Raw genomic sequence first — 23,846 nt, forward strand, 5'->3', positions numbered from 1 at the left:
ACACGCGGAGCGCGTTCAAGTCGTCGGTCGTCATGCTCGCGGTGCCGTTCTCGGCCATCGGCGCGATCTGGCTCTTTTACATCCTCGGCTATAACGTCTCGATCGCCGCCTGGGTAGGGATGATCGCTCTCATGGGGCTGGACGCGGAGACCGGCGTGTTCATGATGCTGTTCCTGGATCTTTCCTACGACGACGCGAAGAAGAAGGGGCTGCTGCGGAGCCTCGCGGAGCTCGACGAGGCCATCATCCACGGCGCCGTGAAGCGGGTGCGTCCCAAGATGATGACGGTGGCCGCCGCGTTCATGGGGCTGCTGCCGATCATGTGGTCCACCTCCGCCGGTTCCGACGTCATGAAGCGGATCGCCGCTCCGATGCTCGGGGGGTTGGTCACGTCGTTTATCCTGGAACTGCTGGTCTACCCGGCGATCTACAAGTTGTGGAAGAAGCGGGAGCTCGGGCCGGCGTAGCCGGTCCGGCATGGCGATAACCAACGGAAGGAAGGAGAAAGGGCATGGGGGCGAAACGGTTCCTGGCGTGGTTCGCGGTGATTTCGGTTCTGGCTCTTCCGGCGGTCGCTTCGGCCGAGATGAAGGGGCACGAGGGGATGTCGGGGATGGGGAAGGATCATGCGGGCATGAAGATGGATGGGCACGCCGCGTCGGGCGGGCACGACATGGCGAAGATGGGGGACAAGGCGTTCTCCGGGAAGATCGGCCCCTGGAAGGGAGAAGCGCGCATCATGGACATGAAGGCGCACCTCGAGGCGTCCGGGATGAAGGCGCAGGGGGCGATGCCGAACTCCCACCACCTCGCGCTCTCCCTGACCGACGCGGCGAAGAAGCCCGTTACGGAGGGGAAGGGGACGGTCACGGTGATCGGGCCGGACGGGAAGGAGGCGAAGGCCTCGTTCATGGTCATGCAGGGACATTTCGGCGCCGACGTGAACCTCCCCAAGCCGGGGAAGTACGCGTTCAAGGTTGCGGTCGAGTCGGGCGGAAAGAAGGGGAGCGCCACGTTCTCCTACACGGTGAAGTAGCTTCCCCGGGATCTTGCGGATGGGGGGGCGGCGCGAATGCCGCGCCGCCCCCCCCCGCGGCGGATATCGGTTATGGACGGAGGGTGCATCCGATGAAGGTTCAACAGATCCGGTCGATCGCGAAAGGATTGGGCGTGCGGCCCGCCCGGAAGACCAAGGCGGAAATCATCCGGGCCGTCCAGGAGGCGGAGGGGAACTTCCCCTGCTTCGGATCGGCCATGGACGGTTCCTGCGACCAGGACGTTTGCTCCTGGCGGGAAGATTGCCTGAAGCCGCGAAACCCCGGCGTCGCGGGGTGACGCGCCGCCGCTTCGGAGTGTCCGCGGCCTGACGGCAAGGACGGCTCGCGCCATGGGGAATGCCCCCGTCATCTGCGGCCCCTGGAGAAGGGCGGGGATCGTCGCCGCGTCGGTCTCGACCGTCGCGGCCGCGCATTTCCTCACCCCTCCCGGGCTGCACGGCCTGCACTGGATCCACATCCTCCTCCAGAAACTCTTCTATCTTCCCATCCTGATGGCGGCCGCCTGGTTCCGTGTACGGGGGACGGTCCTGGCCGCGTCCGCGGTGAGCGCCCTCTTCGGGGCCCACGTTCTGCTGGACTGGAGCGGATTCCGGATGACGCAGGCGGAACAGATCGGGGAGATCGTCAGCTTCTGGATCATCGCGGCGACCGCGTCGTTCCTCTTCCGGAGGGAACGGAAGGCGCTGGAGGAGGCGGCGGAGGCCCACCGGGAAACGATCGGGGCGCTGGCCTCCTCCCTCGACCTGCGGGAGCGCGAGACCGGGATGCATTCGAAACGCGTACAGGAGTACGCGCTGCTCCTGGCCCGGCGGCTCGGGATCAAGGACGGGGAGCCGTGGGAGAGCCTGGAGATGGGAGCCCTGCTGCACGACGTCGGGAAGATCGGCGTGCCGGACGGCATTCTCCTGAAGAAAGGCGGGCTGACCGACGAGGAGCGGGACGTGGTCCGTCGCCATCCCGAGCTCGGCGCCTCGCTGCTGCGGCGGATCCCGTTCCTGTCCGGCGCGCGGGAGATCGTCCAGGCCCACCACGAGAAGTACGACGGATCGGGATACCCGCGGGGGCTCCGGGGGGACGCCATCCCGATCGGAGCGAGGATCTTCGCGGTCGCCGACGTCTTCGACGCCCTGACGACCGACCGCCCGTACCGTCCCGCGGACGGGTACCGCAAGGCGATCGGCTGGATCGTCGACCAGCGGGGGGCCTCGTTCGATCCGGGGGTGGTCGACGCCTTTCTCCGGATCCCGTACGGGGAGTTGCGCGAGCTCGCGGCCCGGTTCGGGGTGACGCTGGCGGAGTAGCGGCGGTCTAGTCCCTGAACTTCGCGTGGCAGGCGGCGCAGGTTTCAAGGACGCGGCCGTAGGCCGACGCGATTCCCGGAATGCCGCCGGAACGCGCCGCCCCCGACAGCTTGCCGATCCGCTTCTTCAGCTCCGCATAGAGACCCTTGAACTCCTGTATCCGTGTGGAGTTCTTGTGGGGAACATCCTTCTCGTGACCCGCAAGGGCTTCCATCAACCGGGCTGCCTGGTCCCGGGCTTCGGAAACGTTCCCGTCCACGATGGCTTCGAGCAGGCTCGACATCGCCGTCTTGAAATTCTCCATTCTCTCATGCTGGGCTTTCATGGCCTGTTCGTCGGCCGCCGCCGGGTTCTCCCGATGAGCGGCGGGATCGTGGGCGGTCGCATGCGGGACGACGGCCAGGCAGGACAGGCAGGACAGGAAAAAGGCGAGGCGGGACATCTTGCGTGAAAAGCGCATCCGGGGGGTCTCCGTTCCGTCGATATGGTCATATTTTATGGAATATTCGCCGGTCCGCTGAAGAATATTCTTCCGTGCCTCCTTCGGTGAAATCGCCGCATGTGGAAATCCTTGTGATTCCGGTCTGTTGCATCGCCATGGGATCCGGCATTCCGTATGCATTATCCGATCGCGACGGGAGCGGTAGACGGCAACCCGGAAAACAACTTCGGGCAAGGAGGAATACGATGAAGACGTACATGGTCAGGATGGCGGGTCTTGCGGCGGCGGCGGTGGTCATGATCGCGGGTTCCGCGTTCGCGGGCCAGACGCAGGCGGAACGGGAATACAACCTTGGGCGGAGCCCCGGCTTCGAAAGCGCTCCGGAGTGGCAGATCCGTCCGGCCCAGGAGACGGGAAGCGTCCCCGCGGATCACGCAAGGGAGATGAAGCCGGGCGCGGGTTCGGCGGCGGATGTCGTCACGGTGGAGATCGGCGGATCGGCGTACAGGATCGGTGTCGACCTCCCGTAGGGGCCGGTCCGGTATTCGAAGGGGCGGATCGCCGGGGATCACCCGGTCCCGCCCCCTTTTTTTTGATAATCTGGTTCCTGTCGAGAGGGGGTGATCTTCTTGCCGGACTCCATGAACTTCGTCCGCGCCTCGAGGTGAGGCGTCGGAGCGCCCGCCGGTCGGCGGGTGGAGATCGGTCGTGCAACGCCGCATGGAACGAATCCATCCAGCAGGAGGATCGCTTTCGATGAAACCGGAATTGGACAGTGTTTCCCGCTCCTTCGGTAGGACCGGGGCGGTCGTTTTCGCGGTTTTGCTATCCGCTTCCGTTCTTCTTCCTCCATATCCCCGGAATGCCGACGCCAAGGAGCGCACGGCTCTCGTGACGGTGAGCGTGAAGCTCGCCTCGCCTCCTTCGGCGGAGACGGTCCGGATGTGGGTACCGTACCCGATGTCGGACGGGAACCAGGAGATCACCGACATCCGGGTCGACGGGAACTTCACGCGCCAGGGTGTGTACCGCGAAGGGAGGTTCGGCAATCCGATCCTCTTCGCGGAGTGGAAGAACGTCCCCGGAGAACGGACGATGACGTACGCTTTCCGGGTGGCCCGGAAGGAACTTGTCGCCCGGGGTCTTCCGGAGAAGGAGCTTTCGTACTCGCGGGAGGAGTTCCGGAAGGAACTCGCCCCGGCGGCGGTCGTCCCCACCGACGGCCCGGTCAAGGAGCTTGCGGGAAGGATCACGGCGGGGAAGGCGACGAACCGGGAGAAGGCCCGGGCGATCTACGACTGGATCGTCGACAACATGCGCCGCGACCCGGGCATCAAGGGGTGCGGTCTGGGGGAGGTGGAGGGGCTCCTGTCCTCGCTGGGGGGAAAGTGCGCGGACATCCACTCCGTGTTCGTGGCCTTGGCGAGGGCCGCGGGAGTCCCGGCCCGCGAAGTGTTCGGGATCCGCTTGCCGAAGGGAGCCGAGGGCGATATGTCCAAAGCGCAGCACTGCTGGGCGGAGTGGTACCTGCCCGGGTACGGTTGGGTCGCAGTGGACCCTGCGGACGTGCGGAAAGCGATTTTGGAACGGAAGATCACGGTGGAGGAGGCCCGCCCGCTGCGGGAATACTACTTCGGCGCCGTCGACGAGAGCCGGATCGCTTTCGGGACGGGGAGAGACCTGCGACTCAATCCGCCGCAGGCGGGGCCGCCTCTGAACTACTTCATGTATCCATATGCGGAGGCGGACGGAAAACCTCTGAACGAGGACCTCTTCGGGTTCAACCTCGGCTACACGATCCGCTTCAGGGAGTTGTGAACCGGCGATCCGATCGTTGCATAATGACCTTGCAGCGATTTCCGATGGAGGTATCCGACCATGCCGTTCGTGAACGTCAAGATCACCCGCGAAGGCGCGACGCCGGAGAAGAAGGCGGAGGTGATCCGGCGGATGACGCAGGTGCTGGCGGACGTCCTCGGCAAGAACCCCGCGACGACGATCGTCGTGATCGAGGAGGTCGAGACCGACAACTGGGGGATCGCCGGGGAGACGGTGACGGTTCGAAGAAAACAGGGGAAGTGACGGACGTGAAAAAGGCCGGGCGGATCTCCTCCGCCCGGCCGCTCCCTTGTGATTTTCCCCCGGCGGCGGTCAGCCGGCGCAGGCGATCTGCTGGAAGAAGTCGTTCCCCTTGTCGTCCACCAGGATGAACGCCGGGAAGTCCACGACCTCGATCTTCCAGATCGCCTCCATCCCCAGCTCGGGGTATTCGAGCACTTCGACCTTCTTGATGTTCTCCTGCGCGAGCAGCGCGGCGGGGCCCCCGATCGAACCGAGGTAGAAGCCGCCGTGCTTTTTGCACGCGTCGGTCACCGCCTTGCTCCGGTTCCCCTTCGCGATCATGACGAGCGACCCGCCGTGCGACTGGAACAGGTCCACGTACGAGTCCATCCTCCCGGCGGTGGTGGGGCCGAACGATCCGGACGGCATCCCCTTCGGGGTCTTCGCGGGGCCGGCGTAGTAGATCGGGTGGTCCTTGGCGTACTGCGGCATCCCCTTCCCCTGGTCGATCCGCTCCTTGAGCTTCGCGTGGGCGATGTCGCGCCCCACGATGATCGTGCCGGAGAGGGAGAGCTGCGTGGTGACCGGGTATTTCGAAAGCTCGGCGAGGATCTCCTTCATCGGCCGGTCCAGGTTCACCTTCACGACGCCGTGCTCGTGCTTCCCGCGGTACTTCGCCGGGATCCGCCGGCCCGGGTTCCGGTCGAGCTCCTCGAGCCAGATGCCGGACTTGTTGATCTTCGCCTTCACGTTGCGGTCGGCCGAGCAGGAGACGCCCATCCCGACCGGGCACGACGCGCCGTGGCGCGGCAGGCGGACGACCCGCACGTCGTGCGCGAAGTGCACCCCGCCGAACTGCGCCCCGTACCCGGACCTGCGCGCGGCGGCCTGCAGCCGGGCCTCCATGTCGAGGTCGCGGAACGCCTGTCCCCCCTTGTTCCCCTTCGTGGGAAGGTGGTCCAGGTAGCCGGTGGAGGCGAGCTTTACGGTTTTCAGGCACCCTTCGGCCGACGTCCCCCCGACGACGAACGCCAGGTGGTACGGCGGGCACGCCGCGGTCCCGAGCGTCTTCATCTTCTCGACCAGGAACTTCTCGAGCGACGCGGGGTTCAAGAGCGCCTTGGTCTCCTGGAAGAGGTACGTCTTGTTCGCGGAGCCGCCGCCCTTGGCGACGAAGAGGAACTTGTACTCCGATCCTTCCGTGGCGTAGAGGTCGATCTGGGCGGGGAGGTTCGTCCCCGAGTTGACCTCCTCGTACATGGTGAGCGGGATCGTCTGCGAGTACCGGAGATTCTCCTCCGTGTACGTCTTGTGGACGCCCCTGGAGAGGTACTCCTCGTCGCGGGCGCCGGTCCACACCTGCTGCCCCTTCTTGCCGACGATCGTCGCGGTGCCCGTGTCCTGGCAGAACGGCAGGACGAAGTTGGCCGCGACTTCCGCGTTGCGCAGCAGCGCCACCGCCACGCCCTTGTCGTTGGGGGACGCCTCGGGATCCGACAGGATCGCGGCCACCTTCTCGTTGTGGGCGGGGCGCAGGAGGAAGGAGACGTCGCGCATCGCCTGGTTCGCCAGCAGCGCGAGCCCTTCCGGGTCCACCTTCAGGATCTCCTTGCCGTCGAACTTCGCGGTCGAGACGTACTCTTTCGTCAGGAGGCGGTACTTGGCGTCGTCCTTCCCCAGCGGAAACGGGTCCTGGTACGAAAATTCCGGCATCGGCGGCTCCTTCCGAAGATGGGAGTAAGGGGGGCGGAAAACATCCAGAAGATAGACCCGCGGGGATGAAACGTCAAGAAGTGGAGATGCGCTGAATGGGAAAATTTTCCCAAAAAACGAAACCGCTCTACTATTCATGAATCAGATGAATGAAGAACGAATCTCACCATGGCGGCTGAGTGGGGTTCAGCGAAATTCCCGGCAGCCACCGAAGGAGAGGGAGAGACCCCATGAAGCGTAATCTGCGGGTAGTCCTCTATTCCCACGACACGGTAGGGTTTGGCCACACGCGGCGAAACCTCCTGATCGCGCACACCCTCGTGCGGCACATGGCGGATGTCCTCCTGCTGGCGGGAGCGCCGGAATCCACCGCCTTCTCGATTCCGCAAGGCGCGGAGTGCCTCGCTCTCCCCGCGTTGTGCAAGGGACAGGACGGCCGGTACCGGCCGCGACGGATGAACGTGGACACGCACGATCTGATCTCCATGCGCTCGAGAGTGATCGCCGCGGCCCTCGAGGCGTACCGGCCGGACGTGGTGATCGTGGACAAGGTTCCGCGCGGGGCCATGGGCGAGCTGGATCCTGCCCTCGAGGTGCTGCGCCGCATCGGCGCCCGATGCATCCTGGGGCTGCGGGACGTGCTGGACGACAGGAACACCGTAATGCGCGAGTGGAACGACGCGCGTTCCGACGACGCGATCCGGCGTTATTACGATGCGGTGTGGGTGTACGGGGACCCCGCCGTGTTCGACCCGGTGAGAGAGTACGGCTTCAGCGACGAAGTCGCCGCCAAAGTCAGGTACCTCGGGTTCCTGGACCAGTCCCGGTGGCTCGACTTCGACCCCGCGGGCAGCGCCGACGGGGCGGACCGGATAATGCCCGAGGGTGGCCGGATGGCGCTCTGCCTGGTCGGCGGTGGAGAGGACGGCGCGCCGCTCGCCATGGCGTTCGTCCGTGCGGAATTCCCCGAGGGGATGACCGGCGTTCTCCTCACGGGCCCCCTGATGCCGGCGTCCGACCGCATCCGGCTGCAGCGGTTCGCGGAAACGAGATCCCACCTGCGCGTCGTCGAATTCCTGTCCCATCCGATCCCGCTCGTGAAACGCGCGGACCGGGTCGTGGCGATGGGAGGATACAACACGGTCAGCGAAGTGCTCGCGTTCGAGAAGCCGGCCCTCATCGTGCCGCGGGTCAGGCCGCGCACGGAGCAGCTCATCCGCGCGGAACGGCTGAAGGAGCTGGGCCTCATCGACGTGCTCCTTCCGGGCCGCGTCTCCCCCGGGGAATTGACGGAGTGGCTGGGCCGCGATCTCCCGCGCCCCAGGGTGCGGGAACGGATCGATCTCGGCGGACTTTCCCGCATACCCGGGCTGATGGAGGATCTCGTCTTCTCCGGCGCCGGCTTGCCTTCCGGCGGAGGGTTGCGGGCGTCCCTCCCCGGAGTGCCGGAGGATGAATTGCGCGTCGTCTTGTGACGAACCCGTCGAATCCACGGATGTCAAACCGCCTCTTTATAGGAAAGGAGCACACATGGACGTCGTGAAGAGATCCCAAGGAGGAATTACTCGTGCGACATTGTCCGCCGTCGCGGTCGCCGCCGCCATCCTGCACTCGTGCGGGGGAGGGGGGGGCGGGGGAGGAGGCGCGACGCTGCCTTCGGAGGCCCCACCGCGGACGTTCGCGGGGCCGGGGATCAACAGTGGACTCGTCGCCGGGAAGGGAAGCCTCATCGTCAACGGCGTGGAGTTCCGGGCCGGCGTGCCCGGCACCGTGCGGATCGACGGCGCGGCGGTGGCGGAATCCGCGGTGCGCCAGGGGATGGTGGTCCGGATCCGGGGCGCCTTCGGGCCGCTGGAAAACGAAGGAGGATACGACAACGTGGCGGCGGAGCCGCAGGTGATCGGGCCGGTGTCGGGCCTTTCGGGGTCCTCCTTCACCGTGCTGGGACAGGCCGTCACGATCACTCCCGCCACCATCTTCGACGATCCGGCCAACCGGGTCCTGGCGAACGGCGACGTGGTGGAAGTCCACGGCATCTTCTCCGGAGCGAATTCGATCGAAGCGACGTACATACAGCGGGATCCCGCGGGCGCGACCAAGCGGCAGGTCCGGGGAGTCGTCGGCGGGTCGGTCGCCGGATCGTTCTTCATCGGGCTCCAGCGGGTCGACCTCGGTGCGGTGACTCCCGTTCCCCTGGATAACGATTTCGTGGAGGTCGAGGGGACTCAGGCCGTCCCGGGCGGTCCGCTGCAGGCGACGAGCATCGTGGTCGACAACTTCCCGGCCCATGGCGACCAGGAGGTCGAGACCGAGGGGAGCGTGGCAAGCCACGACGCGGCCGCGAAGAGCTTCGTGTTCCGTTCTCCGTGGGGTCCCGTCACCGTGCGATACGACGTCCCGGGGTTCGCGGTGACGGCGTTCCAGCTCGAGGAACGCAACACTCCTTCGACCGCATCGGCGGTGCTCTCGGCCGGCAACCAGGTCGAAGTGGAGGGCAGATTGGTCGGCGGAGTCCTCCAGGCGCGGGAGATCGAGCTCCGGAGAACCGAGAACGCGGTCCTCGAAGGAATCGTCTCGAGCGGAGGGGGTTCGAACTTCACCCTCATGCCGTTCGGCATCGCGCTTTCCGCCCCTGCCGGCCAGGTGCCGTCCAACGGGGACCGGGTGGAGGTGGGGGGAACCGTGGTGCCGGGGACCACGTCCATCACGGTCACAAGGGTGACCCCTCTCACGGCCGGCACGCGCGTGTTCATCAAGGGGCCCGTCACGTCCAGCGATCTCGCTACCCGGTCGTTGACCATACTCGGCATACCGGTGAACACCTCCGGGCTCCAGCCGGCGGACGACGCGTCGCTGGGCCTTCCGTCCGAGTACGAGAACGCGGTGAACCGGCGGATCACGAGGGACGAGTTCTACGCGCAGATCGTTCCCCTCGTCACGGTCGTGAGGGCGAAGGCGCAGGACGACCCGGCCGCTCCCCCCTTCACGGGCGGAGTCTTCCACCCCAGGGCCGGCGTGGAGATCGAGCCGCACCGGTAAGGGACCCGGGTCGCCCCGGGAACGAAACGTGCCGGAGGAGGTGGGCGCATTGCCGTTCGAGGAACCCCAGCGGGTCGGCTACATCGTGAAGCGGTACCCGCGCTTCTCGGAGACCTTCATCGTGACGGAACTCCTCGCCCACGAGGAGGCGGGTCTCTCCCTCGATGTGTTCTCCCTGTACCCGCCCGTGGACACCCACTTCCAGGACGCCATCGCCCGCGTGCGGGCGCCGGTCCATTACGTCCCCGACAGCGACGGGAAGTCGCTTCGGTTCTGGGAGGGGCTCTGCGAGGCCGCCGCCGACGTCCCCGGCCTCTGGAGCGCCCTCGACGCGGCGGTGGGGGAAGAGGCCCGCGACGTCTTCCAGGCGGCCGTCGTCGCCCGCCTGGCGCGCCGGAGGGGGATCCGGCACCTGCACGCCCATTTCGGCAGCGTGGCGACCACCGTCGCGCGCCTCGCCGCCCGCTTCGGGGGGCTGACCTACAGCTTCACGGCCCACGCGAAGGACATTTTCCACGAGAGCGTCCGTCCGGACGACATGCGCCGGAAGCTCGCCGACGCATCCGCGGTGGTCACGGTGAGCGACTACAACCTCGAGTATCTCCGGGCGCAGTACGGAGATGCGGCCGCGCGTGTGCGGCGTATCTACAACGGCCTCGACCTGGACCGGTTCCCGTACGGCCCGCCGCGGGACCGTCCGCCGAAGGTCGTCTACGTCGGGCGCCTGGTGGAGAAGAAGGGCCTTCCCGATCTCGTCGACGCATGCGCCATGCTCGCCGCCCGCGGGAAAACCCTGGATTGCGCCATCGTGGGTGCGGGCGAGCTGGACGCGGCGCTGGCGGAGCGGATCTCGCGGCTCGGCATCGGAACCACGGTACGCCTGCTGGGACCGCGTCCGCAGGCGGAAGTGATCCGGCTCCTCCGGGAGGCCTCGGCCGTCGCGGTGCCCTGCGTGATCGGCGAGGACGGCAACCGGGACGGGCTCCCGACGGTGATCCTGGAGGCCATGGCCCTGGGGACCCCTTGCGTTTCCACGGACGTCACGGGGATCCCCGAAGTCGTGCGGCACGGAGAGACCGGCCTGATCGTGCCTCAGCGCGATCCGGCGGCGTTGGCGGACGCCCTGGAGCGTCTCGCGTCCGACTCCGATCTCCGCGTCTCCCTCGCGGACCGGGCCCGGGAGCGGATCGAAAGCGAGTTCGACATCCGCCGGAACGCGGCGATGATTCGCGGGCTCTTCCGGGAGGCGGCCGGGGAGCACGCAGCAACCGCCTGAACGGGGGGACCGATGCGCGTCGCCTACGTCTGCGCCGATCCGGGTGTGCCGGTCTTCGGCACGAAGGGGTCGTCGATCCACGTGCAGGAGATGCTTCGCGCATTCACGGGCAGGGGTTGCCGGGTCGAGCTCTACGCCGCCCGCGCGGAAGGCGCTCCCCCCCCGGGACTGGATTCGATCCCGGTGCGTCTCCTTCCGCGTCCTTCCGCATCCGTCGCCGAGGCGCGGGAGCGGGAGGCCCTGGCGGCGAACGATCCGCTGCGGCGCGCCCTCGAAGGGGCGGGCCGCTTCGACCTGGTCTACGAGCGCTATTCGCTGTGGAGCCACGCCGCGATGGAGCACGCGCGGGACTCGGGCACCCCGGGGATCCTGGAGGTGAACGCTCCCCTGGTCGAGGAGCAGGAGAAGTACCGGACGCTGGCCGACCGGGCGGGCGCCGAACGGGTGGCGCGACAGGTGTTCGCCGCGGCGCGCTCGCTCGTGGCGGTGTCGGAAGGCGTCGCTGCGTATCTGCGGGGCAAGGGCGTCGCGCCGGATCGGGTCCACGTGGTGCAAAACGGCGTGGATCCTTCCCGCTTCACCGATTCGGTCACGCCCTTCCGCCCCGCCGGGACGGAGGTTTTCACCGTCGGGTTCGTGGGGACGCTGAAGGCTTGGCACGGGCTTCCCCAGCTCACGGATGCGTTCCAACGGTTTCACGAGCGCCACCCGTCCTCCCGCCTGTTGATCGTGGGCGACGGGCCGGAACGGGAGGAACTGGTCCGCGACCTGGCCGCCCGCGGGCTTTCCGGGTCGTCCCACCTGTGCGGCGCCGTCCCCCCGGCCGATATCCCGGGATGGATGGCCTCGATGGACGCCGCGGTCGCCCCCTATCCTCCGACGGAGTCCTTCTACTTCTCCCCCTTGAAGATCTTCGAGTACATGGCCGCCGGTCTTCCGGTCGCGGCGAGCCGGATCGGCCAGATCGAAGCGATCATCCGGGACGGCGAAAACGGTCTCCTTCTCCCTCCGGGAGACGTGGAGGCGCTCGCGGCGGCCCTCGAGCGGCTGTGCAAGGACCGGGCGTTTCGGATGCGGCTCGGGCGGGCGGCCCGCGCGACGGTGCTCGAGGAGCACACGTGGGATGCCGTGGCGGGGCGGATCCTGCGCCTGGCGGCCGCAGAACCTTCGACCGCGCCGGATCATCCCATCCCCGGGTAAGGCGTTAGGAAAGGAGCGAGAGGTCTTCAGGAGATGGCCGGTCCGCGCACGCTGTCCGACATGTGGCCTTCCCTTCGCAGGATCCTCAGGCGATTCGGGCCGGAGCTCGGAAAACACCGGCTGCTGGCCGGCGGCTCGCTGCTGCTCCTCTGGGCGGAGATCTTCCTGCGCGTCCTGGAGCCGTGGCCGCTGAAGTTCGTCTTCGACCGGGTCGTCGCGGCCGCGCCTTCGAAGGGCGCTTCCAGGGTCCCGTTCGTGGACGCCATGGATTCGGGGACCCTCCTGGCCCTCTCCGCCGTCGCGATCGTGCTCCTTACGGGATCGCGGGCGCTTGCGGCCTACGGGAACACGGTGGGATTCGCGCGGATCGGGAACCGGGTCCTGAACGATGTTCGCGGAGCCCTGTATCGCCACCTCCAGTGCCTCTCCCTCTCCTACCATGCGAGGGCCCGCAGCGGCGACCTGGTCGTCCGCGTGATCGGGGACATCGGGCTCCTGAAGGACGTGGTCGTGACGGCCATCCTCCCCCTCCTGGCGAACCTGATGATCCTCGTGGCGATGGCGGGGGTGATGCTCTGGGTGAACTGGAAGCTGGCCGTCGTGGCCCTCTGCGCCTACCCGGTGTTCTGGTTTCTCGCGATGCGCGCCGGCCGCGAGATCCGCGAGGTCTCGAGGAAGCAGCGGCGCCGGGAAGGCACCATGGCCGCCACCGCGGCGCAGTCGATCGGGGCCATCAAGGCCGTGCAGGCCCTCTCCCTGGAGGAGGTGCTCGGGGAGGAGTTCCGGAGCGTCAACCGGAAGAGCGGCGCGGACGACGTGAAGGCGAAGCGGCTGGAGGCGAACCTGGAGCGCACGACGGACGTCCTGATCGCCGTCGCGACCGCATCGGTCCTGTTCTACGGGGCGAACCTCGTGATGAGGGCGGTCCTGACCCCCGGCGACCTCCTCGTCTTCCTCGCGTACCTGAACAACGCTTACAAACCGGTCCGCAGCTTCGCCAAATACACGGCGAGGCTCGCGAAGGCGTCCGCCGCCGGAGACCGGGTCCTCGACGTCCTGGAGGAATCCCCCGAGGTCCAGGACCTTCCCGGCGCCGTCCCCGCTCCGCCGTTCCGGGGAGAGGTCCGGTTCGAGGGAGTGTCCTTCGGTTACGAGGACGGCCGGAAGGCCCTCGACGGGATCGATCTCGCAGTGCGCCCCGGGGAGCGCGTCGCCCTCGTCGGCCCCTCGGGGGCCGGGAAATCCACGTTCGCAAGCCTGATCCTGCGCCTGTACGATCCGGCGGAGGGCCGGGTGACGATCGACGGGCAGGACATCCGCCGGTTCACGCTTTCCTCCGTGCGCTCCCAGGTGGCGGTCGTCCTCGAGGACCCGATGCTCTTCGCGGCGAGCGTTCGGGAGAACATCGCCTACGGCGCGCCGGACGCATCGATGGAGGAGATCGAGGCGGCGGCGCGGCTGGCGGAGGCCCACGACTTCATCGAGGCGCTCCCCGAGGGGTACGACACGGTGGTCGGCGAGCGCGGCGTGACGCTCTCGACCGGCCAGTGCCAGCGGATCGCCGTGGCGCGGGCCGCCGTCCGAAAAAGCCCCATCCTCATCCTCGACGAGCCGACCCGCGGGCTCGACACGGAAAACGGGGCCGCGGTCGTGGAGGCGCTCGAACGGCTGTCCGGCGGCCGGACCACGGTTCTCATCACCCACGACATGGAATTCGCCGCGAGGGCGGACCGGGTCGTGCTCCTTGCGGGGGGACGGATCGCGGAGCAGGGGACTCACGCGGGACTGATCCGGGCGGGAGGGAAGTACGCCGCGCTGTGCGCCATCCGCGCGGGATCCGGGAGCGTTCCGGGATCGACGGAGGAGCCGCATGCTTTCTCCCCCTGACGCGGACCTCGTCCGACGGGAGCGGTCCCTCCCGGGGCTTTCCGTCCTCCTCGACCCGGAGGCCTTCCTCGACGCCCTGCGGCCCCATGCCCCCGGGGCGGAGCTCCGGGATGCGTCGATCACCTACATCCGCTACAAGCCCGGGACGAATTGCCTTCTCGCGTATCGTATCGGGACCGGCGGAGGCGAACTCTCCGCCTACGCGAAACTCCACGGGAGCGACTCGGAGGTCAAGCTCCGGAAAGGAAGGGAGAAGGAGAAGGCATCGGTCCCCTCCCCGCTGGGGGCCGGGCGAATCGTTCTGGAGGAGATCCCCGCGGTCGTCGTCCTTTTTCCGAACGACGGCAAGTTGAGGGCGCTCAAGGAGCTCCCGGATCCCGCGGCATGGCGGAGGCGGCTCATCGATCTCTTCCCGGAGCGGCCCGCCCTGTGGGACTCCGAGGCGCGGACGCTGGCGTACAAGCCGGAGCGCAGGTACGTGGCGCAACTGGTTGCCGGGGGAGAGCCGCGCGCGGTTCTCAAGTATTACAGCGAGGAAGGATTCGCGATGGCGGACCCGAATGCCGGGGCCTTCCGCTCCCGCGGTCCGCTCCGGGTGGCGCGCCGGATCGGCCGGTCGGAACGGCGCCGCATCCTGGCGTTCGAATGGCTCGCGGGACGCCTGCTCTCCGAGGCGATCCTGGATCCGGAGCCGGATCTCGACGGGTTCGCCGCGGCCGGCGCAGCGCTGGCCGAACTGCACGCGCAGGATCCCCCCGGGCTCGCGATGCGGACGAGGCGGGAGGAAATCGGGACCTGGCTCGCCCTTGCGGAGGGGATCGCCTCCCTGCACCCCTCCGGGGAAGGGAGAGCCCGCTCGCTGGCGCGGCGGCTGGCATCCCTCTTCGGGACCGAACCCGCCGCGCTCCGGCCGGTCCACGGGGATTTCTACGCCCGGCAGGTGCTGGTGGACGGCGGCAAGGCGTCCCTTCTCGACCTGGACCGGGCCGCCCGGGGGGATCCGGCCGCCGACCTGGGCAGGTTCCTCGCCCACCTGCAGCGGGACGCGCTGCGAGGGGTTGTTCCCCCGGACCGCGTGGAGCCCGCCGGGGCCGCCCTGCTCGACGGCTACCGGCGCGCCTCGGGTTCGCACCTCCCTTCGACGGTCGAGCTGCATGAGGCCGCCGCGCTGCTCTCCCTGGCCGCCGACCCGTTCCGCCTCCGCGAGCCGGACTGGCCGCAGCGGATCGATGCGGTGCTGGAACGGGCGGAGAGGATTCTGGAGAAGGGAGGGGCGGTGATTTGAACGTCGTCGTGTCGGATACGTACGGCGTGGGGAAGGACCCGGCCCTGTCCTTCCTGTCGGACGCCATCGATCCCGCGATCGCCGGATCGCGGCTCCGGGAGTGCCTCCGGGCGGCCAGGGGGTGGGATCCCGAATTGCTGGGGATCCGGGTCGCGCGCCTCAAGCCGGGAAGGCGCGCCGTGGTAGAGTACGACATCCGGATCGGCGGGGAGCGGTCCGCCTCCGAGAAGATCACGCTCCTGGGCAAGGCTCGCGCCAAGGGGATCCGGCAGGAGAGCATCCGGGTGCAGCTCGATCTTCGGAACGCGGGATTCGGGAGCGGGAGCGAAGACGCGGTCTTTGTGCCCGAGCCGGTCGGGGTTATCCCGGAATTCCGGATGTGGCTCCAGCGGAAGGTGCCGGGGGTTTCCGCGGCGCGCCTCCTTCCCGGGGCGGATGGCCCCGCCCTCGCCGACCGGATCGCCGGAGCGATCCACAAGGTGCATCGGGCGGGCGTCCCGGCGCACCGCCGCCACACGATGGGGGACGAGCTGGCGATCCTGAAAGGTTGCCTGGAACGCGTGGCGGAGATGCGGCCCGCGTGGAAGGCACGCCTCCAGCGTCTCCTTTCGTCGTGCGGGCGGATCGGCGCGGCGGTCCCCGGGCCGGAGGCGAAGGGAATCCACCGTGATTTCCACCCCGACCAGGTGATCGTGGACGGGGAGCGGCTGTTCCTGGTCGACTTCGACGACTATTGCGAGGGAGATCCGGGAGTCGACGCGGGGAATTTCACCGCCCACCTGACCGAGCTTGCCCTGCGCACCATGGGGGACCCCGATGCCCTCCGGGACCGGGAGGAGACGTTCCGGGACCGGTTCTTCCGCCTCTCCGGGGCGCGGCATCGGGAGGCGGCGGACGCCTACGCGCTGCTGACCCTGGCCAGGCACATCCACATAAGCACCCTGTTTCCGGACCGGCGCCTCTTCACGGAGAGGATCCTCGACCTGTGCGAGCTCCGCGCGGCGGGGGAAAAAGCGGCGTAGCCGCCGGACCTTCGTCGACGAAACGGCATCCAACCGTTACGAAAGGGAGGGAACATGAACGGAATACGGAGTGCGATTCGCTTCAACCGGGTGGCCCCGCTGGCGGTTGCAGCGGCCTTCCTGCTCGCGAGTGCGTGGGTTCCTCGCACCGCATTCGCCCAGCCGACGGAACCCTCGGTCAAGGAGGCGGGAACGGAGGAGACGGCGGTGTTCGACTCCGGCGCCGCTCCGCGGACCCGGATCCCGCTTGCGCCCGGCCTGTCGATCGGGTTCCGGACGGAACTGCAGTACCAGCGGGAGGACAACTTCGACCTGGAGAAAGCGGTCCCCGACGACGTCCGGTTCTTCGAGCCGCTGGTCCGGGTCGCCCTTTCGTACTCCCCCCGGCCGATGTTCACCTTTCTGGTCGACGTCGAGGGAGCGAGGAGATTCCTGGACGACGAGGAGAACAAGAAGCACAGCGAATCCAGGCTCGAGCTGAAGCAGGCCTATCTCTCGGTGAAGGAACCGATTCCGGGGTTGACCCTCCAGGCGGGGCGCATCCGGTTCAAGGACCACCGCGAATGGCTGTACGACGAGGAGCTGGACGGGGGCCGGGTCTTCTACACCTTCTCGCGGTTCGCCGCGGAGGCGTCCGTGACGCAGAAGAACAACCGGGACCTGCTCCACGGCGGGGGCGGCGAGGACATCACGAACTTCGTGGTGATCGGTCGGTACTCGCCGGTGGACGACGTCGAGATCGCGGCGTACGGGTTCGTGCGCAGGGACCGTTCGGTCGCCGACGAGAGTCCCTGGTTCTTGGGGATCCATTCCCACGGAGAGCCGGTGAAGCGCCTCGAGTATTGGCTGGAGGCGGCCATGGTCCGCGGGAGAAGCGGCCCCCGGGACATCGAGGGATCGGGATTCGACGTGGGCGCCACGTACGGTTTCAGCGCCCCCTTGCGTCCCGCCGTCACGCTGGGATACGCCTTCGGGAGCGGGGACCGGGACACCACGGACGGAACGGACAAGAGTTTCCGCCAGACCGGACTCCAGGAGAACGAGGGGAAGCTCCACGGGGTGCGGCGGGTCAAATATTACGGCGAAATGCTGGATCCGGAACTGAGCAACATCCACATCCTGACGGCGAGCGTCGGCATCCGTCCCGAGCGCAACTACTCCCTGGATTTTCTCTTCCACAGGTACCGCCAGGACGAGGCGTTCCGGAGATTGACCATCGCGGGGCGGGATACGACCCAGCTCGACAAGAGCCCGAACGGCGTCAGCAAGGACCTCGGCAACGAGTACGATCTCGTGGTCGCGTACCGGAACACCCCGAGGACGTTGACCGCGAAGGGGACCTTCGGCCGCTTCGACCCCGGAAGCGCATTCGACGACTTCCGGCCCAAGAGCCGATCCTATTTCACCGAGCTCAAGGTCGCCTACGATTTTTAGGAGGATGGAGATGACATATCCGAAAACGGTACTGCACGTCCTTGCGCTGCTTGCGGTCCTTCACACGGCCGCATTGGGCGGGGTGCACGGGGCGAAAGCCCGGGGCGCGGGAAAGAGCGCTCCCGCCGCGACGGCGCCGATCACGGCCGGAGCCCACATCTCCGAGCATCTGTACGGTCTTCCGGGTCTCCACAACATGGGCACGGTCGCCTCCGGTATCTACCGGGGCGCGCAACCGGATGCGGCCGGGTACAAGACGCTGAAGCGCATGGGGGTCCGCACGGTGATCGACCTTCGCCACAAGAGCGATAGACAGGCGGTCGAGGCGGCGGGGATGAAGTCGCTTCGGTTCCCGATGTCCAGCTCGGAAGGCGTGGACCCCGAAACGGTCCGCGTTATCGTCGCGGCCATGACGGACCCGGCGAACAAGCCGGTCTTCGTTCACTGCGCCGCGGGGAAGGACCGGACGGGTCTCGTCGTGGCCGTCTACCGGATGGAGGAGGAAGGGTGGGAGAAAAAGGACGCCCTGGACGAGATGAAGGCGTACGGCTTCCACGAATTCCTGGGCCAGTACAAGGAGTACGTTCGGAGGTACACGGTCCACAACAAGGGGAACGGCGTCCGGAGATGAGCGGGCCGGGCGCCCCCGGTCTACCAGCTTCCGCCGCCCCCGCCTCCCCCGCCGCCCCCGGAGCCTCCTCCGCCCGAAAAGCCGCTCCCGGAGCTCCGGGGAGAGGAGTGCATGGCCGTGCTCATGGTGGAGAGGGCGGAATCGAGCGAATGGTGGAACGCCGCCGGGTGGAACGCGTCGAACCCGTGGCGGGACACGTACCAGCGGGGCGGCTCCTGGTGGATCCCCTCGAACGCCTTCGCCCACCGCTCGGAGACCCCCAGCGCGATCGCGTACGGCAGGCACCGCTCGAACAGGTTGGCGTCCTTCATCCGCTCCAGCCGGTCCCCCTCCGTCCGCGACAAAAACTCCTCGAACCCCCGGACCCGACCCAGCAGCCTCACCCCCTTCACGGTCTTGACCGGCATGTACGGGGCGAAGAGGAACACGACGACGCCGGAGAGCGCGGCGGCGGCGCCGGCGGGGATGCTCTCCACCAAGCCGGTCTTCGATGCGAGCAGCGCGGCCCCTCCGCCGAGAAAGAAGATGAGGAAACCTTTCAGCCGGAACTTCTCCGTCACGGCCAGCGGGTTCGCCCCGAAGAGCTTTCTCCGCTCCAGCCCCTCGAACGCGGACTTCTTCAGATCCTCGAGGTTCCGGAAGAACTCCTGCTTCAAATCGGAGACGCTCACCTCGGGATCGTGCTCCCGGAAGAGCCGCTCCATCAGGAGGCGCTCGAACGGCGGAAGCTCCGCGCCCGCCTCCCCGGTTTTCTTCAGCACGTACTCCTTCCTGTCGAACATCCTTCGGGTCGAGCCGCTCGTCCAGGAGCACCCCCATCTCGACGGGAAGGAGGGGGCCGCCGTCGTCCTCCGGCGGACCGTACGCGACGACCAGCGGGCCTCCCGCGGACGGGTCCCTCCCTTCGCGGCGCCATCGGAACAGCATGTAGCCGAACGTGAGCAGCGGCGCGAGGAACACCCAGTTGTCGGATAGGTTGAGCCGGAAGGCGTGCGTCTTCAAAGGGGAGGCCGGCCGGACGATCCCCTTTTCCCACCCGAGGACGACGGTCATCCCTTCCCCCGGGGCGAACGGGCGGGTCGACACGAAGGTCGCCCGGTTGGAGGATGCGGAAACCGTGCACGCCGCCTGCCGGGAACCCCGGGGGCCTGTGTAGCAACGGGTCCGGAAATCCAGCGGCCGGTTCCCGGCGTCGACGGCGACCGTGGCGGACGCCGAACCGATCGGCGCGCCCCAGTCGTTCCCCGTGATGTTCCAGTACAGCTCGTCGTGGTCCGGGAAGGAGAGGACCGCGTTCTCCACCGTGTACTCGATGACGTACGTCCGGCGTCCGTCCACGAACCTGTCCGGATCGCCGATCCGGACCCTCACGAACCCGCCGCTGCGCTCCACCTTGTGCTTCCACGGCGCGCCGGAGGCGTCCCCGACCGATACCACGCGGACCGGAGTGTACGACTCCTTCCCCAGCTCGTCGGTGTACCGGAACGGGATGTCGCGGTACAGCCCGTGGCGCGGCCGGTGGAAATCCGTCTCGATGGTCTCGACGATCCGGAGCGAGGAGTCGCCCCGGACCGTGATGTCGGACCGGAACGACGCGATCGAGAAATCCTCCGCCGGGGACGGCGAGGGGACGAGGAAAAGCGGAAGGAACAGGAGAAGCGGGAACCACCGGCGGGGGGTGTGAGGCCTAGGATAACCGGGCATCGGTCCTCTCGCGCTCCTCCGGGGAGTCGAGCCGGAAATATTCCGCCCCCCGGAAGCCGAACAGGGGAGCGACCAGGTTGGACGGGAACGTCTCCGTCGCGGTGTTGTAGTCCCGAACGACGGCGTTGTAGTACCGGCGGGCGTACTCGATGCCGTTCTCGATCTCGACCAGCTGTCTCTGGAGCTCGAGGAACCCTTCGCCCGCCTTGAGCTCCGGGTAATTTTCCGCGACCGCGAAGAGGGACGACAGTCGCTCCCCCAGGACCGCCTCCTCCTTCCCCCGATCGGCCGGCCCCGCGGCCCGGACCGCCCGGGCGCGGGCCTCCACGACCGACAGCAGGGTCGCGCGTTCGTACCCGGCGTACCCCTTCACGGCCTCCACCAGGTTGTCCACCAGGTCGTGCCGTTTCTTGAGGAGGACGTCGATGTCCGACCAGGAGGAGCGCGAAAGGTTCCGCAGCCCGACCAGGCGGTTGTAGATCCACGCCAGGAGCCCCAGGAAACCCGCCAGGACCGCCGCCGCGGCCAGCGTTCCGGTCATGCCGGACGCCCCCTTCCGCCCGGTCCCCGTTCCGGGTCCGGGCAGCATGATTTTAATATATGTTCGTGCCTCGGGGTGCGAAGATGGAGCCGTGAAGCGGGGGAAGCCGGAAGACGTCTGGTGGGTGTACATGATCTCGTGCCGCGGGGGGAAGGTCTACACCGGGACGGCGAAGGACCCGGAGGCGCGGTTCGCGGCCCACCGGGAAGGGAAGGGGGCGGCCTTCACCCGGGCGAACCCGCCGGTCGCGATGCTGCGGTGCGCCCCCTTCGGGAGCCGGTCGGACGCGTGCCGCGCGGAGGCGGCCCTCAAGAGATTGCCGCGCGGCGGGAAACTCGCGTGGGCCTATAATGTCGGGGGCGGAGACGATGTACCCCGGGGAGATTGAAGATGCCGAAGGTTCCGCGCGTCAATAAGGGGGAGTGCATCTCCTGCGGGGTGTGCATCGATACGGCGCCGACGGTCTTCCGGTTCGACGCCGACAACAAGGCCGAGGCGTACGATCCGGCCGGGGCCGACGAGGCGTCGATCCAGGAGGCGATCGACCTGTGCCCCGTCGCCTGCATCTACTGGGAAGAGACGGATTGAGCGGGAGCCGCGGCGCCGGCGGGACGTTCCGCCTCGCGGCGGCGGGGTTGGTCGCCGCGGCGCTGCTGGTGTCGGCGGGGTGCGGCAGGCACAGGGAGGTTCGCCCGGCGCCCGCCCCGGCGGCGATGCCCGCGGGCCCGAAGGTGGCGGTGGCGCCGCTGGAGAACCAGAGCAACGACCTCTCGGCGTCCGACATCGTCCGCGACGCGTTCGTGGAGGGGGTCTCCCGGCGGGGTTACGCCGTCGTCCCGGTCGCGGAGAGCGACAAGGCGCTCCGGGAGGCGCTCGGGATCAGTTACGGCGGCCAGCTTCCGACCGCGACGCCGCAGGAGGTGTGCGCCGCGCTGGGGGTCGAAGGGGTGTTCTACGGGGAGGTGCTGGAGTTCAGCAAGACCACGACCGGGATCTACAACAGCGTGACCGCCGCCGCGTCGTTCAAGCTGTACCGGAAGGACGGGACGCTGGCCTGGCAGGGGGGCGACCGCCAGGTGCACCGGGACACCCCCCGGGGCGGGAGCGCCGCGGGGCTGGGGGCCGAGATCATCGGGAGGGCGGTCGGGAACCTCCTGCTGAACCCGATGACGCCGTACGCAAGGCGCGTGGGGGCCAACGCCGCGGCGAAGGTGCCGCCCGACGCGCTCGCCGCCGCCGGAAAATGACCGGAAAGAAAAGGAGCGAAGCGATGAGGAGAGCTCTTCTGCTGGGAGGATTCCTGTTCGCGGGGGTCGCCGCCGCCGGGTGCGCCACCGCGCCCCCGGTCACCGGGCCGTCGACGCGGGATTCGGCGCCCGCGGCCGAGCCGCCGCGCAGGGCCGACGCATCGGCCCCGATCGTCTCGAAGGGGCCGAAGAAACGGGTGGCGGTGGTGAAGTTCACGGACAAGAGCGCCTACGGGCGCGGGCGGCTGGGGAGCGCGGTGCAGGACGTCCTGACCACCGAGCTTGCGCGGTCGGGGCAGTTCATCATGGTCACGCGGCAGGACCTCGACCTGGTCCTCGACGAGCAGGACCTGGCCAAGAGCGGGACGATCCAGGCGGGGACCGGCCCGAAGTCGGGCGAGGTGCTGGGGGTGAACGCCATCGTGACCGGCGTGGTCTCCCAGTTCGGCGTGAAGCAGAAGTCCGCCACCTACCTGCTGGGCGCGAGCAAGACGCAGACCGCCGAGGCGACGGTGGACGTGCGCGTCGTCGACGCGACGACCGGGCAGATCATCCACGCGGAAAGCGGCACCGGCGTGCACGAGACCTCCTCCACCGAGGTCCTCGGGATCGGGGGCCGGACCGGGTACGACGAGACGATGGAGGGGAAGGCGTTCCGCGCGGCGGTTTCCAAGTTCATCGACAACCTCATACGGAAGATGGCCACGATGGAGTGGACCGGGAAGGTCGCTTCCGTGGACGGCGGGGAGATCACCGTGAACGCCGGGAAGAAGACCGGGCTCGTCCCCGGGGACCGGCTCCGGGTCTACGGCGCGGGGCGGGAGGTGATCGACCCCGACACGAAGGTGTCGCTCGGCCGCCGGCCGGGGCCCGAGAAGGGGGAGATCGAGATCTCCGACTTCTTCGGGGAGGACGCCTCCATCGGGAAGGTCGTCCGCGGGAGCGGGTTCGCCGTCAACGACGTCGTCCGGTTCGCGAAGTAGGGAGGCGGCCATGGGAAAAACGAACGTCCGGAGAATTTCCGTTCTCGTCGCGACGGGCGCGCTGCTCTTCGCCGCGCTCCTCTCCGGCTGCTACCCGAAGAGCCAGGTGTACGGCGTGGGGAACGAGGGGGGGCTGGTCTTCAACGTGAACCCGCCCGAGGCCGAGGTCGTGGTCGACGGGGTGTCGCAGGGCGCCGCGTCCTCCTTCACCGAGGACCGGTACCTGAAGGTGTCCGCGGGAAAACATCTCCTGGAGCTGCGGCTTCCCGGGTACGAGACGCATTCGCGGGAGGTCTACGTTTCGAACTCGCTGCTGCGGATCGAGACGGGACTCGTGAGGAAATAGGCGGGGCCGGGGGCTACTTCCGCCCCCACCAGCTCTTCAGGCGGTCGGCGATCACCTTCTCGTGGCCCGCCTCGGACGGCTCGTAATATTTCCTGCGCCCGAGCGTCTCGGGGAAGTAGTTCTCCGCCACGAACCCGTCGGCGAAGTCGTGCGGGTACTTGTACTCCTTTCCGTATCCCAGATCCTTCATCAGCCGGGTGGGCGCGTTGCGGATGTGGAGCGGGACCGGGTGGCTCCCGCCGGCCTCCACGTCCGCGGCCGCCTTCTTCCACGCGATGTACGTCCGGTTGCTCTTGGGCGCCGTGGCCAGGTACACCGCCGCCTGCGCCAGCGCCAGCTCCCCCTCGGGACTCCCCAGCGTCCGGTACGCCTCCGCCGCGGCCAGCGTGACCTGCAGCGCCCCCGGGGCGGCGTTCCCCACATCCTCGGAGGCGAACCGGATCATCCGCCGGGCGACGTAGAGCGGGTCCTCGCCCGCCGCGAGCATCCTCGCCAGCCAGTACAGCGCGGCGTCCGGGTCCGATCCGCGCAAGCTCTTGTGGAGCGCGGAGATCAGGTTGTAATGCTCCTCCCCGTCCTTGTCGTACAGCAGCGCCTTCCGGCGGAGCGCCTCCTCGGCCGTCGCCCGGTCGACGGCCGAAAGCCCCTTGTGCTCCGCGATCGCGACCGCCGCCTC

At 68.1% G+C, this 23,846-nt stretch carries 26 protein-coding genes and 1 pseudogene; 21 read left to right on the top strand and 6 right to left on the bottom strand.

Annotated elements, in window-relative coordinates:
• From HZB86_04505 to HZB86_04520, 4 genes are all read left to right on the top strand, one after another.
• A partial coding sequence (locus HZB86_04505; GenBank protein MBI5904797.1) for an efflux RND transporter permease subunit occupies positions 1-467 on the top strand: 467 nt, incomplete at its 5' end.
• A gap of 44 nt (positions 468-511) precedes the next feature.
• On the top strand, positions 512-1,036 hold the full coding sequence (locus HZB86_04510; GenBank protein ID MBI5904798.1) for a hypothetical protein: 525 nt from the start codon (positions 512-514) through the stop codon (positions 1,034-1,036).
• Positions 1,037-1,128: 92 nt separating this feature from the next.
• A complete protein-coding gene (locus tag HZB86_04515; protein MBI5904799.1) occupies positions 1,129-1,335 on the top strand; it encodes an SAP domain-containing protein in 207 nt (68 codons plus the stop codon).
• A 52-nt stretch (positions 1,336-1,387) separates the two neighbouring features.
• Entirely contained in the window at positions 1,388-2,359 is a 972-nt protein-coding gene (locus HZB86_04520) for an HD domain-containing protein (GenBank protein ID MBI5904800.1), read from the top strand.
• A gap of 7 nt (positions 2,360-2,366) precedes the next feature.
• Here the strand turns inward: HZB86_04520 and HZB86_04525 are convergent, their stop codons facing one another.
• Entirely contained in the window at positions 2,367-2,819 is a 453-nt protein-coding gene (locus HZB86_04525; GenBank protein ID MBI5904801.1) for a cytochrome c, read from the bottom strand.
• A 227-nt stretch (positions 2,820-3,046) separates the two neighbouring features.
• Between HZB86_04525 and HZB86_04530 the strand changes: the two genes are divergently transcribed.
• From HZB86_04530 to HZB86_04540, 3 genes are all read left to right on the top strand, one after another.
• The gene (locus tag HZB86_04530; protein MBI5904802.1) at positions 3,047-3,331 is read left to right on the top strand and encodes a hypothetical protein; all 285 of its coding nucleotides are present in this window, start codon (positions 3,047-3,049) and stop codon (positions 3,329-3,331) included.
• 226 nt (positions 3,332-3,557) lie between these two features.
• A complete protein-coding gene (locus HZB86_04535; GenBank protein ID MBI5904803.1) occupies positions 3,558-4,619 on the top strand; it encodes a transglutaminase domain-containing protein in 1,062 nt (353 codons plus the stop codon).
• A 60-nt stretch (positions 4,620-4,679) separates the two neighbouring features.
• Complete coding sequence (locus HZB86_04540) at positions 4,680-4,883, top strand: 4-oxalocrotonate tautomerase family protein (protein MBI5904804.1); 204 nt, start codon at positions 4,680-4,682, stop codon at positions 4,881-4,883.
• Positions 4,884-4,952: 69 nt separating this feature from the next.
• Here the strand turns inward: HZB86_04540 and HZB86_04545 are convergent, their stop codons facing one another.
• A complete protein-coding gene (locus HZB86_04545; GenBank protein MBI5904805.1) occupies positions 4,953-6,575 on the bottom strand; it encodes a fumarate hydratase in 1,623 nt (540 codons plus the stop codon).
• A 230-nt stretch (positions 6,576-6,805) separates the two neighbouring features.
• Here HZB86_04545 and HZB86_04550 point away from each other — a divergent pair, with 230 nt between their 5' ends.
• From HZB86_04550 to HZB86_04590, 9 genes are read left to right on the top strand one after another with little or no spacing between them, the layout of a single operon-like run.
• The gene (locus HZB86_04550; protein ID MBI5904806.1) at positions 6,806-8,050 is read left to right on the top strand and encodes a glycosyltransferase; all 1,245 of its coding nucleotides are present in this window, start codon (positions 6,806-6,808) and stop codon (positions 8,048-8,050) included.
• Between the two features lie 55 nt (positions 8,051-8,105).
• A complete protein-coding gene (locus tag HZB86_04555) occupies positions 8,106-9,614 on the top strand; it encodes a hypothetical protein (GenBank protein MBI5904807.1) in 1,509 nt (502 codons plus the stop codon).
• A 49-nt stretch (positions 9,615-9,663) separates the two neighbouring features.
• Entirely contained in the window at positions 9,664-10,890 is a 1,227-nt protein-coding gene (locus HZB86_04560) for a glycosyltransferase (GenBank protein ID MBI5904808.1), read from the top strand.
• Positions 10,891-10,902: 12 nt separating this feature from the next.
• Entirely contained in the window at positions 10,903-12,090 is a 1,188-nt protein-coding gene (locus HZB86_04565) for a glycosyltransferase family 4 protein (GenBank protein MBI5904809.1), read from the top strand.
• A 33-nt stretch (positions 12,091-12,123) separates the two neighbouring features.
• Positions 12,124-13,977 carry an ABC transporter ATP-binding protein gene (locus HZB86_04570; GenBank protein MBI5904810.1) on the top strand — a complete coding sequence of 618 codons (1,854 nt, stop codon included), beginning with the start codon at positions 12,124-12,126 and terminating at the stop codon, positions 13,975-13,977.
• Positions 13,961-15,262 (top strand): phosphotransferase, encoded by a 1,302-nt coding sequence (locus HZB86_04575; protein MBI5904811.1) that lies wholly within the window; start codon positions 13,961-13,963, stop codon positions 15,260-15,262. The genes HZB86_04570 and HZB86_04575 overlap by 17 nt, the downstream gene beginning before the upstream one ends.
• A complete protein-coding gene (locus tag HZB86_04580; protein MBI5904812.1) occupies positions 15,259-16,284 on the top strand; it encodes an aminoglycoside phosphotransferase family protein in 1,026 nt (341 codons plus the stop codon). Before HZB86_04575 ends, HZB86_04580 begins: the two co-directional genes overlap by 4 nt.
• A 54-nt stretch (positions 16,285-16,338) precedes the next feature.
• The gene (locus HZB86_04585) at positions 16,339-17,718 is read left to right on the top strand and encodes an alginate export family protein (protein ID MBI5904813.1); all 1,380 of its coding nucleotides are present in this window, start codon (positions 16,339-16,341) and stop codon (positions 17,716-17,718) included.
• 10 nt (positions 17,719-17,728) lie between these two features.
• On the top strand, positions 17,729-18,349 hold the full coding sequence (locus HZB86_04590) for a tyrosine-protein phosphatase (protein ID MBI5904814.1): 621 nt from the start codon (positions 17,729-17,731) through the stop codon (positions 18,347-18,349).
• A gap of 20 nt (positions 18,350-18,369) precedes the next feature.
• Here HZB86_04590 and HZB86_04595 read toward each other — a convergent pair whose 3' ends face one another.
• From HZB86_04595 to HZB86_04605, 3 genes and pseudogenes are all read right to left on the bottom strand, one after another.
• A complete protein-coding gene (locus tag HZB86_04595; GenBank protein MBI5904815.1) occupies positions 18,370-19,131 on the bottom strand; it encodes a DUF2207 domain-containing protein in 762 nt (253 codons plus the stop codon).
• A 4-nt stretch (positions 19,132-19,135) separates the two neighbouring features.
• Positions 19,136-20,053: pseudogene (locus HZB86_04600) on the bottom strand (DUF2207 domain-containing protein).
• Positions 20,037-20,594, bottom strand: coding sequence for a LemA family protein (locus tag HZB86_04605; GenBank protein ID MBI5904816.1), 558 nt, complete (start codon positions 20,592-20,594; stop codon positions 20,037-20,039). Before HZB86_04605 ends, HZB86_04600 begins: the two are co-directional and overlap by 17 nt.
• A 46-nt stretch (positions 20,595-20,640) precedes the next feature.
• Here HZB86_04605 and HZB86_04610 point away from each other — a divergent pair, with 46 nt between their 5' ends.
• From HZB86_04610 to HZB86_04630, 5 genes are read left to right on the top strand one after another with little or no spacing between them, the layout of a single operon-like run.
• Positions 20,641-20,982, top strand: a complete 342-nt coding sequence (locus HZB86_04610; GenBank protein MBI5904817.1) for a GIY-YIG nuclease family protein — start codon at positions 20,641-20,643, stop codon at positions 20,980-20,982.
• A 2-nt stretch (positions 20,983-20,984) separates the two neighbouring features.
• Positions 20,985-21,182, top strand: a complete 198-nt coding sequence (locus HZB86_04615) for a ferredoxin (GenBank protein MBI5904818.1) — start codon at positions 20,985-20,987, stop codon at positions 21,180-21,182.
• Positions 21,179-21,841 (top strand): DUF799 family lipoprotein, encoded by a 663-nt coding sequence (locus HZB86_04620; GenBank protein ID MBI5904819.1) that lies wholly within the window; start codon positions 21,179-21,181, stop codon positions 21,839-21,841. Before HZB86_04615 ends, HZB86_04620 begins: the two co-directional genes overlap by 4 nt.
• Before the next feature lie 23 nt (positions 21,842-21,864).
• On the top strand, positions 21,865-22,824 hold the full coding sequence (locus HZB86_04625; protein ID MBI5904820.1) for a hypothetical protein: 960 nt from the start codon (positions 21,865-21,867) through the stop codon (positions 22,822-22,824).
• 10 nt (positions 22,825-22,834) lie between these two features.
• Positions 22,835-23,170, top strand: a complete 336-nt coding sequence (locus HZB86_04630) for a PEGA domain-containing protein (protein ID MBI5904821.1) — start codon at positions 22,835-22,837, stop codon at positions 23,168-23,170.
• Between the two features lie 13 nt (positions 23,171-23,183).
• On the opposite strand, the gene HZB86_04635 is transcribed toward HZB86_04630, so the two are convergent.
• A partial coding sequence (locus HZB86_04635; GenBank protein MBI5904822.1) for a replication-associated recombination protein A occupies positions 23,184-23,846 on the bottom strand: 663 nt, incomplete at its 5' end.

It is taken from the genome of Deltaproteobacteria bacterium (assembly GCA_016234845.1).
Taxonomy (GTDB): Bacteria; Desulfobacterota; Deferrimicrobia; order Deferrimicrobiales; family Deferrimicrobiaceae; genus JACRNP01.

Bases quoted from the DNA above. Each gene is read 5' to 3' on its own strand.
- HZB86_04510 (MBI5904798.1), top strand. From the start codon at position 512: ATGGGGGCGAAACGGTTCCTGGCGTGGTTCGCGGTGATTTCGGTTCTG.
- HZB86_04515 (MBI5904799.1), top strand. From the start codon at position 1,129: ATGAAGGTTCAACAGATCCGGTCGATCGCGAAAGGATTGGGCGTGCGG.
- HZB86_04520 (MBI5904800.1), top strand. From the start codon at position 1,388: ATGGGGAATGCCCCCGTCATCTGCGGCCCCTGGAGAAGGGCGGGGATC.
- HZB86_04525 (MBI5904801.1), bottom strand. From the start codon at position 2,819: ATGCGCTTTTCACGCAAGATGTCCCGCCTCGCCTTTTTCCTGTCCTGC.
- HZB86_04530 (MBI5904802.1), top strand. From the start codon at position 3,047: ATGAAGACGTACATGGTCAGGATGGCGGGTCTTGCGGCGGCGGCGGTG.
- HZB86_04535 (MBI5904803.1), top strand. From the start codon at position 3,558: ATGAAACCGGAATTGGACAGTGTTTCCCGCTCCTTCGGTAGGACCGGG.
- HZB86_04540 (MBI5904804.1), top strand. From the start codon at position 4,680: ATGCCGTTCGTGAACGTCAAGATCACCCGCGAAGGCGCGACGCCGGAG.
- HZB86_04545 (MBI5904805.1), bottom strand. From the start codon at position 6,575: ATGCCGGAATTTTCGTACCAGGACCCGTTTCCGCTGGGGAAGGACGAC.
- HZB86_04550 (MBI5904806.1), top strand. From the start codon at position 6,806: ATGAAGCGTAATCTGCGGGTAGTCCTCTATTCCCACGACACGGTAGGG.
- HZB86_04555 (MBI5904807.1), top strand. From the start codon at position 8,106: ATGGACGTCGTGAAGAGATCCCAAGGAGGAATTACTCGTGCGACATTG.
- HZB86_04565 (MBI5904809.1), top strand. From the start codon at position 10,903: ATGCGCGTCGCCTACGTCTGCGCCGATCCGGGTGTGCCGGTCTTCGGC.
- HZB86_04570 (MBI5904810.1), top strand. From the start codon at position 12,124: ATGGCCGGTCCGCGCACGCTGTCCGACATGTGGCCTTCCCTTCGCAGG.
- HZB86_04575 (MBI5904811.1), top strand. From the start codon at position 13,961: ATGCTTTCTCCCCCTGACGCGGACCTCGTCCGACGGGAGCGGTCCCTC.
- HZB86_04585 (MBI5904813.1), top strand. From the start codon at position 16,339: ATGAACGGAATACGGAGTGCGATTCGCTTCAACCGGGTGGCCCCGCTG.
- HZB86_04590 (MBI5904814.1), top strand. From the start codon at position 17,729: ATGACATATCCGAAAACGGTACTGCACGTCCTTGCGCTGCTTGCGGTC.
- HZB86_04595 (MBI5904815.1), bottom strand. From the start codon at position 19,131: ATGTTCGACAGGAAGGAGTACGTGCTGAAGAAAACCGGGGAGGCGGGC.
- HZB86_04605 (MBI5904816.1), bottom strand. From the start codon at position 20,594: ATGACCGGAACGCTGGCCGCGGCGGCGGTCCTGGCGGGTTTCCTGGGG.
- HZB86_04610 (MBI5904817.1), top strand. From the start codon at position 20,641: ATGATTTTAATATATGTTCGTGCCTCGGGGTGCGAAGATGGAGCCGTG.
- HZB86_04615 (MBI5904818.1), top strand. From the start codon at position 20,985: ATGCCGAAGGTTCCGCGCGTCAATAAGGGGGAGTGCATCTCCTGCGGG.
- HZB86_04625 (MBI5904820.1), top strand. From the start codon at position 21,865: ATGAGGAGAGCTCTTCTGCTGGGAGGATTCCTGTTCGCGGGGGTCGCC.
- HZB86_04630 (MBI5904821.1), top strand. From the start codon at position 22,835: ATGGGAAAAACGAACGTCCGGAGAATTTCCGTTCTCGTCGCGACGGGC.